Below are 7,286 nucleotides of genomic sequence, written 5' to 3'. Positions count from 1 at the left end.
CTCGAGCGCGTTCGGCCACGTTCTCGCCGACCGGGCCCCCGCCGATCACGATCACGTCGTAGGTACGGGTGGTCTCGTTCATCACTGCTGCGTTCCTCACTGTTTCGTTTCCTCATTGCTTGCATGACTCCGCTCGGCCGGCGGTCCGGTGCCGGTCTTCGGCCGATGGATGGTGGTTTGTGGCGGTGTTCAGCGGCCGGGGAGGCGCTGCGTGACCTCCTGGAGCACCCAGCCGTTGCCGTCCGGGTCGCTGAAGGTGAGGAAGGAGCCGTAGGAGGCGCGCTCGGGGTGCAGGCCGGCCAGCCGCTCCTGGCCGGGGCGGTGGTGGGTGACGTCCCCGCTCTCGTGGCCGTGGAAGAGGCCGCCTGCGTCGTGGAAGATCTCGCTTACCTCGATCCCGCGGCCGACGAGCTCCGCACGGGCCTCCTCGATGTCGGAGACGATGAGGTACAGGCCCTGGATGGAGCCGGGTGCGATGGGCGTCATCCCCTCGCCGAAGATGATCGAGCACTCGGAGCCGGGCGGTGTGAAGTGCACGACCCGGACGTCCTCGTTGGCCGTGTAGTCGACGTCCAGGCGGAATCCGACCTTCTCGTAGAAGGCCTTGGCCCGGTCGATGTCGGAGACGGGCAGCACGATCATTTCGAGCTTCAGATCCATGGAGGTGTCCTTGTTTCTTGACGTCGGTGGATTACGCCCAATGCGTCACCAGACCGTCGAACGGGGTTTCGCCTTGGTCGGCGAGGTCGGCGTGTCCTGCGGGCCTTGTGCTGACCTGCAGTCCAGAGAACCAGCCGGAAGGGCACCTGGGGGCGGTTAAGCAGGCCTACCTCGGCCATGGCCTACTGGTCCAGGTACTGGCAGGCCCCCTTTCCCTGTCGCTGAGTAACCGCCGATGCAGGCGGATAACGAAGCTTGATCCTCGGCGAGACGGAAACGGCGAAAAGGTCGTCGACACGGCCCCGGGCCGACGCCTGGACGACAGCAAGGCATTCGGCTCCACCGCTGGCCCCGCCGTCGGCGAGATCATGCGCGCCCGTCACTGGGCCCTAACCGGAGATGGTCTGTGGGCCCAACGGACGTGGCCGGTGTGGGCAGCCCGCGGCAGCAGCTGCCGGACCGCCTGCGCGGCCATGACGGCACACGCAGCCTCAGCTCACGCATTTCCGCGTGTCCCGAGAGCATGATCACATCCCGCGGCGGATGGGGTATTGGCAGGTACCGCAGCCGGATTGACGTGGAAGGCGAGCCGGTGCCGGCGCATGAGCACCTCTTCCCCAGAAGTTCCTCGACGGCCCACTTTCGCAGCAACGTATCAGGGCATTGAGGAACCCCCGAATCCCCTTTTTAATCGCCAAGGCTATATTCGGAAAGCGTCTGTTTACTCGACGTCACTCGCTGGTCCGGCGGTAAGGGGGACGGCTCCACCCTTCGCTCTTGTAGGGCGACCGTTTCAGGGAGTTTCCTTTCCGTTGGCAGGGAGTGGCTTATGCGGCCGAATTATTCCCCTGTGCGTTTGCCGGGATGGTGCGTCGAGGACTAGCCTCAATATATGGGCACGACGTCGTCCGGTTCAGGTGACAACAAAGAACTGAGCGATTTTCTGCGCTCGCGGCGCGCCCGGGTGGCTCCTGAGCAGGTCGGGGTCACGCCGGGGGCGAGCCGCCGTGTTCCGGGACTCCGCCGTGAGGAGGTTGCACTCATGGCCGGATTGAGCGCGGACTACTACATCCGTCTGGAACGCGGACGGGTGGCCAACGCCTCGGAAGCGGTGTTGGAGGCCGTAGCCCGCGCTCTGCGGCTGGATGATGTCGAGCGTGCGCATCTGTTCAACCTGGCCAGACCGCAGTCCATGCCCCGAGTGAGCCAGCCCGCCGTTCCATGGCGAGTGCGTCCGGGTGCGTACGCGCTGCTTGAGGTTCTTCGGGATACCCCTGCCATGATTATGGACGGCCGCATGAACGTCCTTGCCCTTAATCGAATGGCTTGCGCGGTATATGTCGATTTCGACGCCGTACCGGCCCGCGAGCGCAATTGGGCGCGATTTGTATTTATCGACCCTGCGGCGCGTGAACTATTTGTTGACTGGGACATGGCCGCCCGCATGGTCGTCACAGGATTGCACCTGTATGCGGGTCGGCATCCGAACGATCCGCAACTGACCGAGCTAATGGATCAGCTGTCGGCCGTAGACGAAGACTTTCGCCGATGGTGGGCCGCACACGATGTGGAGGAGTTCCCACGGCGCCACACACTACCGGCACCCCCTGCTCGGCGAAATCACCTTGAACTATGAGGCCCTTATCTTTCCCGGTGACCCGGACCAGTGGTTGTTGGTGAGTACAGCTCAACCCGGCTCCCCGTCTTGCGAAGCCTTGCGGAAACTCGCCGATCGGATCGGTGGCCTGGACACCTCGGTACGTGCGGGTTCCGTGGACAGCCCCGAGGGATTGTCTGACCGTCAGCTCCAAGTCCACCGGGAAAAGGGTTGATTCAGACGGTCTACCGCCGCTGCCCTCTCATAGGCCGCTGTTGCAGGATTCACCAGGGTGGTTCCGAGGCCGCAGACCCGAACAGAGGCCGGTGACGGAGCTGGAGCTGCTCGGCCTCCGACAGGTTCGCCGCCAGTCGCCACCGTTATCCGATCAGGACGGGCTGGGGTGGTTGTTCACCCCGAACCGGGGCTATGCGGACGCTTCTACCGCTGGTCCCGCCGTCGTCCACTCACACGTCCTGTGATGCGGAGCGTCCACGGAAATGGGACTTGAAGCTCAGTCTCTGAGTACGGGGCACCGACTCGAGATTGATTGCTCAGCAGGAGGACCGCCCATGACCAGAGTTATGCGCCCGCTTCTTCACGGCGCTGCTGCGGGACTCGCCGGTACGGCCGCGCTCAGATGTTCCCCCAGGACCGGGGGTTGAGAGCACCCCAGGGAAGGACGGCGAGCTGCACGCACTGGCGCCGGCCCGCTGTGGCAGGGCGGTAGATGCGGGCCCAGGGCCCGAAGCCGGGTGCCGCGCCCCGCAGCCCGCCGCACGTTCGCCCAGACCGTGCAGCTCCTCGAGCTGTTCCTCCACCGCGAAACGCCGCGCCCCCGAGGCCCGGGAGGCGATCACCGTCGACGGCGACACCGTCAAGATCGGCCCCGGGTTCGCCACGACCCGAACCAAGCACCGCGCCGGACAGCTCGCCGCGGAGCACGAGCGCCTCGGCGCCGCACTCTTCGACGGCGACTGGACCGCCGAGGACCCTGCCCCCGCCTTCGCCTGACCGCCCCGTCCCGCGTGTGGCCCGCGGTTTATGCAGAGCACCGTCCGACCCTGGCCCCCCAGGTACCTACTAGGTACCAGGGCGGTATGCCGTCCTGGAACATCACCTTCAGCGATGAAGAGCTCGAAGCGGTCCGCGCCGCCGCGGCCGCCGAAGGCAAGTCCCTCAAGCAGTACGTCCACGACCTGCCGCTACGCGAACAGCAGCGCCTGCAGTTCGTCCGCTACGCCGTCTCCTGGGGCGAGACCCACCGGAACGAGTTCGACGACGCCTTCCCCGACGAAGTCCCGCCCGCCGCCCGTCGCCGGCAGGGGGCGGACGCGGCCTGATGATCCTCTACATCGACGTCTCCTGGCTCCTGGACGTCCAGGAACAAGCCGTCCCCGAAGACGTCAGCGTCGCCGACTACTCCGCCCTGGTGGCCGCCGTCGCCCGCCACAAGACCCGCATCCCCCGCCCCGCCACCGCCGACCCCGACCCCGCCTGGCGCGCCGCCGCCCTGCTGCACACCCTGGTCCGCCTCCAGCCGCTGCCCTACCGCAACAGCCTCTACGCATGCCAGGTCGCCGCGGCATACATGCACGCCTCCGGTGAGGGCATCGACCCTCCGTACGGGGCCATGGTCGACCTGGTGCGCGACATCCAGGCCGGCAAGACGAACGTCTACCAGGCCGCCGACCGCATCCGCACCTGGTGCATCTCCACCCCTCCCTCCGGAACACCGGCGCGCACCCCAACAGGCGCGCGGTGTGCCGGTCGTGGGGGCGGGGTAGGACGGGCGGCAACAACGCGCAAGGAGCCAGGGGGTGGCGCCGATGGCCGCTGGACGGCGTCGGAAGTACGGGACGATCCAGTGGTCCCTGGGCGAACGCCCAGAAGGACGTCACCGCATCCTGCTCCCCGCACCCGCGGGGATGGTCCCAGCTGCACCTGGGTGATCGGCTTGTGGGAGGTCTGCTTCCCGCGCCCGCGGGGGTGGTCCTTGCCCTGCCGTGCACCATCGCCGTCGAGGGGCGGACGGCGAGACCGTCGAGCAGATCAAGGCCGGCAGGCGTATCGCCCGAAGCCGCACTGCGGCTGTCATCTCTCGGTGGTGCGCGTGGCGATCTGACGCTGTCTGCCCGGCCGCGTCAGGGGTACCGAGAAGGCATGCAACCACTGTCACAGGATGTGATCGAGTTGGTCCGTGAGGATATTGACCAGGTGAAGGCGGAGTTGGTGGCTGCCGTGTCCGAGGGGCGCCGGGGATCGGCGGCTCTGGGGGCGGGCGGGGTGCTCGGTGTGCTGGCTCTGCTGACGGCTCAGGAGTCGGCGGTGCGGGCGCTGGAGCGGGTGTGGCCGGCGCCGCGGGTGACGGGGGCGTTGGCGGCTGCGTACGGCATAGGGGCTGTGGCGTTCGCCGGGTATGGGTACGAGAGATTGCGCCGGGCCCGAGCCGCGTCACGGGAGGCACTGGCAGGTTCGCTGGACGCGGTGAAAGAGGTGGCCGACGAGTTGGCGCACTGACTGATGGGTCATCACGGGCGGACGCGCCGCCGTCCCCGCCGCCTCCGGGACGGCGGGGACGGGCCCGTATCCGCTCACGGGCTCCCTTCCGCTCAGCCGGGGGAGGGCCCCGAAATCGTGGCTCGCTTAGCGGAGTTGACGCGCGGACAGAGCGCAGGCTCCCCGCCCTCCACGTCCGAGCCCTGCCAGGCGCAGGTGATGCCGGGTGCGTGCCGCGGCGTCCGGGTCCGAGGCCCGGCGGGAGGGAGCGGACACGCACCCGCGGGGATGGTCCCCAGATGCCCGAGCTGGAGGCGTCCGCCATCGCCCTGCTCCCCGCACCCGCGGGGATGGTCCCAACGCGCGATCGACGCCGAGCAGCGCGGCGTTGGCCTTGTTCACGAGAACCGACAGCAGATGTTCACCACTTCGGGAGGCACGAAGGCCAGCGGTCGTTCGATTGCTGCCGAGGCATACGGGCTGCCCGGGTGTGAGTAGGTGCTTGGTTCAGCAACGGGGGGGCTTTGACAGAAGGTCTCACGCGCCGGACAGCAGATTCTGGAGGTCCGCGCGAAATCCCCTTGCTCAATGGTCAAGAATCGTTGACCATTGCTCGCATGCCTACCGATGATCTTCCCGAGACGTTTCACGTCACCACGGACGAACAACTGCGCGCCGTCTCCAATCTCACGCGTCACCGGATCATGGCCGTGCTCCGCTTCGAGCCCGCGACGATTACGCAGATCGCCGAGCGGGTGGGCCTTGCGAAGGGGAGTTCCAGCTATCACGTGCGGCTGCTGGAGCGGGCCGGCCTGGTGAAGGTGGTGCGGACGCGGAAGGTGCGGGGTGTCACCGAGCGGTACTACGCGATGGCTGCACGGTCGATCGAGCTGCCGGATCCGGGCGAGGGAGGGCCGGATGTGCTGATGCGCCATGCGGTGGCAGACCTGGAGGCGTCGCCGGCGGATGGCGAGCGGCACGTACGGATGGCGCATCTGCGGCTCACCGAGGAGCAGTTCGCTCAGCTGGGGGCGCGGCTGCAGGCACTGGCGGACGAGTACCGGGAGCTGTCCGATCCGTCGCTGCCGGATGTGTCACTCGTCTTCGCACTGTTCCACCCGGCACCGCGCGAGCAGGCCGAGGGGGGCGCCAAGTGACCTCAGTTCGGAAGTTGCCGACGGGGTTCGGACGGCTGTGGACTGCGCAAACGGTGTCCTCGCTCGGTGACGGGGTGTCGCATGCCGCGCTGCCGCTGCTCGCGTTGACGTTGACGCGGGATCCGATGGCGCTCGCCGTCGTCACGGCCGCCGGGACGCTGCCGTGGCTGCTCTTCGGGGTGCTCGGCGGTGCGCTGGTGGATCGCTGGGACCGTCGGCGCACGATGTGGGTCGTGGATGCGGCGCGTGCGGTACTGCTCGCGATACCGGCGGCAGCGGCAGCGCTCGACGGCTTGAGCATTCCGCTGCTCGCGGCCGTCGCCTTCTTGCTCGGCCTCGGCGGACTCTTCTTCGACACGGCCGCCACGGCCTACCTGCCGGATCTACTCGGCCGCGACCCCGCACTCTTGGAACGCGCCAACTCCCGCCTGCGCGGAGCCCAGACCGCCATGTCCGGTTTCGCGGGGCCGCCTGCGGGCAGTGCGCTGCTCGCGCTCGGGCGTGCGGTTCCGCTGCTCGCCGACGCGGTGTCGTTCATGGTCTCCGCACTGCTCGTACGGTCGCTTCCCGCCATGCCCCGGCCCATGCCGGAGATCCGCGAGTCGCTGCTACGGCAAGCGCGGGCCGGGGCCTCGTACGTCTTCCGGGACCGGTTGCTGCTCGGGCTCGCGCTCCGCCCGGCGGTCGGGAACGTCGCCTTCCTTGCTGTGGAGACCGTCCTCGCCCTCTTCGCGCACGACCGCCTCGGTATCGACACCTACGGCTTCGGCCTGCTCCTCACAGCGGAGGCCACCGGCGGCCTGCTCGGTGCGGGCATCGCTTCCTACCTCGGCAGACGACTCGGCACCGGCACCGCACTGACCTGCACAGCCGCCGTCGAAGGGCTTGCCATCCTGAGCCTGGCCGCTGCCCCGAACCCGTACGTGGCCGGGCTGGCGCTCGCCGTCTGCGGGGCCGGCATGGGTGCCACGATGGTGCTTGGGCCCTCCCTCCGGCAGGCGATCGTCCCGGCCCACCTCATGGGCCGGGTCGCCTCCACCTCCCGCATGCTGGCCATGTGCGCCGCCCCCATCGGGGCCTTCCTCGGCGGCTGGCTGGCCACCACCTACGACATCCGCACCCCGCTCTACGCCGCCGCCGTCCTCCTCCTGGCGATGACGACCGTCACGGCATCCATGACCAGCAACCGCCGGGTCGAAGCGGCGCTGCGTGCCGCCGACTCGGCCAGCGGTCCAGATCACCCGGCATCCAAGGAACCCGCCCAGGAGAGTGCACCCGACTAGGCCGTTTCCTTCGGATCATCTGATCGTTGGTTGATGTGTGTCGTTGACTGACGCCCAGTGGGCACGCATCGAGCCGTTGCTGCCGGATCG

General features: G+C 68.2%; 5 protein-coding genes and 2 pseudogenes. 6 read left to right on the top strand and 1 reads right to left on the bottom strand.

Features of this window, described 5'->3' with window-relative positions:
• Nucleotides 1–189: 189 nt before the first annotated feature.
• Entirely contained in the window at nucleotides 190–660 is a 471-nt protein-coding gene (locus ABZ070_RS34075) for a VOC family protein (RefSeq protein WP_356639687.1), read from the bottom strand.
• An 892-nt stretch (nucleotides 661–1,552) separates the two neighbouring features.
• Between ABZ070_RS34075 and ABZ070_RS34070 the strand changes: the two are divergent.
• From ABZ070_RS34070 to ABZ070_RS34045, 6 genes and pseudogenes are all read left to right on the top strand, one after another.
• A pseudogene (locus ABZ070_RS34070) lies at nucleotides 1,553–2,492 on the top strand (helix-turn-helix transcriptional regulator).
• An 865-nt stretch (nucleotides 2,493–3,357) separates the two neighbouring features.
• Complete coding sequence (locus ABZ070_RS34065; protein WP_356639685.1) at nucleotides 3,358–3,600, top strand: hypothetical protein; 243 nt, start codon at nucleotides 3,358–3,360, stop codon at nucleotides 3,598–3,600.
• Nucleotides 3,600–3,971, top strand: a pseudogene (locus tag ABZ070_RS34060) (toxin Doc); the annotation flags it as partial. The gene ABZ070_RS34065 and the pseudogene ABZ070_RS34060, both read left to right, overlap by 1 nt.
• Before the next feature lie 449 nt (nucleotides 3,972–4,420).
• The gene (locus ABZ070_RS34055; RefSeq protein ID WP_356639683.1) at nucleotides 4,421–4,777 is read left to right on the top strand and encodes a phage holin family protein; all 357 of its coding nucleotides are present in this window, start codon (nucleotides 4,421–4,423) and stop codon (nucleotides 4,775–4,777) included.
• Nucleotides 4,778–5,373: 596 nt separating this feature from the next.
• Nucleotides 5,374–5,913, top strand: coding sequence for a helix-turn-helix domain-containing protein (locus tag ABZ070_RS34050; RefSeq protein ID WP_356639681.1), 540 nt, complete (start codon nucleotides 5,374–5,376; stop codon nucleotides 5,911–5,913).
• A 14-nt stretch (nucleotides 5,914–5,927) separates the two neighbouring features.
• Nucleotides 5,928–7,196, top strand: a complete 1,269-nt coding sequence (locus ABZ070_RS34045; protein WP_356639689.1) for an MFS transporter — start codon at nucleotides 5,928–5,930, stop codon at nucleotides 7,194–7,196.
• Nucleotides 7,197–7,286: the final 90 nt, after the last annotated feature.

The organism is Streptomyces sp. NPDC006283, assembly GCF_040613325.1.
Taxonomy (GTDB): domain Bacteria; phylum Actinomycetota; class Actinomycetes; order Streptomycetales; family Streptomycetaceae; genus Streptomyces.
Note: the sequence above shows the minus strand (reverse complement) of the source record. Positions and strands in the feature narration are given on the sequence as shown.

Bases quoted from the DNA above. Each gene is read 5' to 3' on its own strand.
- ABZ070_RS34075 (WP_356639687.1), bottom strand. From the start codon at position 660: ATGGATCTGAAGCTCGAAATGATCGTGCTGCCCGTCTCCGACATCGAC.
- ABZ070_RS34065 (WP_356639685.1), top strand. From the start codon at position 3,358: ATGCCGTCCTGGAACATCACCTTCAGCGATGAAGAGCTCGAAGCGGTC.
- ABZ070_RS34055 (WP_356639683.1), top strand. From the start codon at position 4,421: ATGCAACCACTGTCACAGGATGTGATCGAGTTGGTCCGTGAGGATATT.
- ABZ070_RS34050 (WP_356639681.1), top strand. From the start codon at position 5,374: ATGCCTACCGATGATCTTCCCGAGACGTTTCACGTCACCACGGACGAA.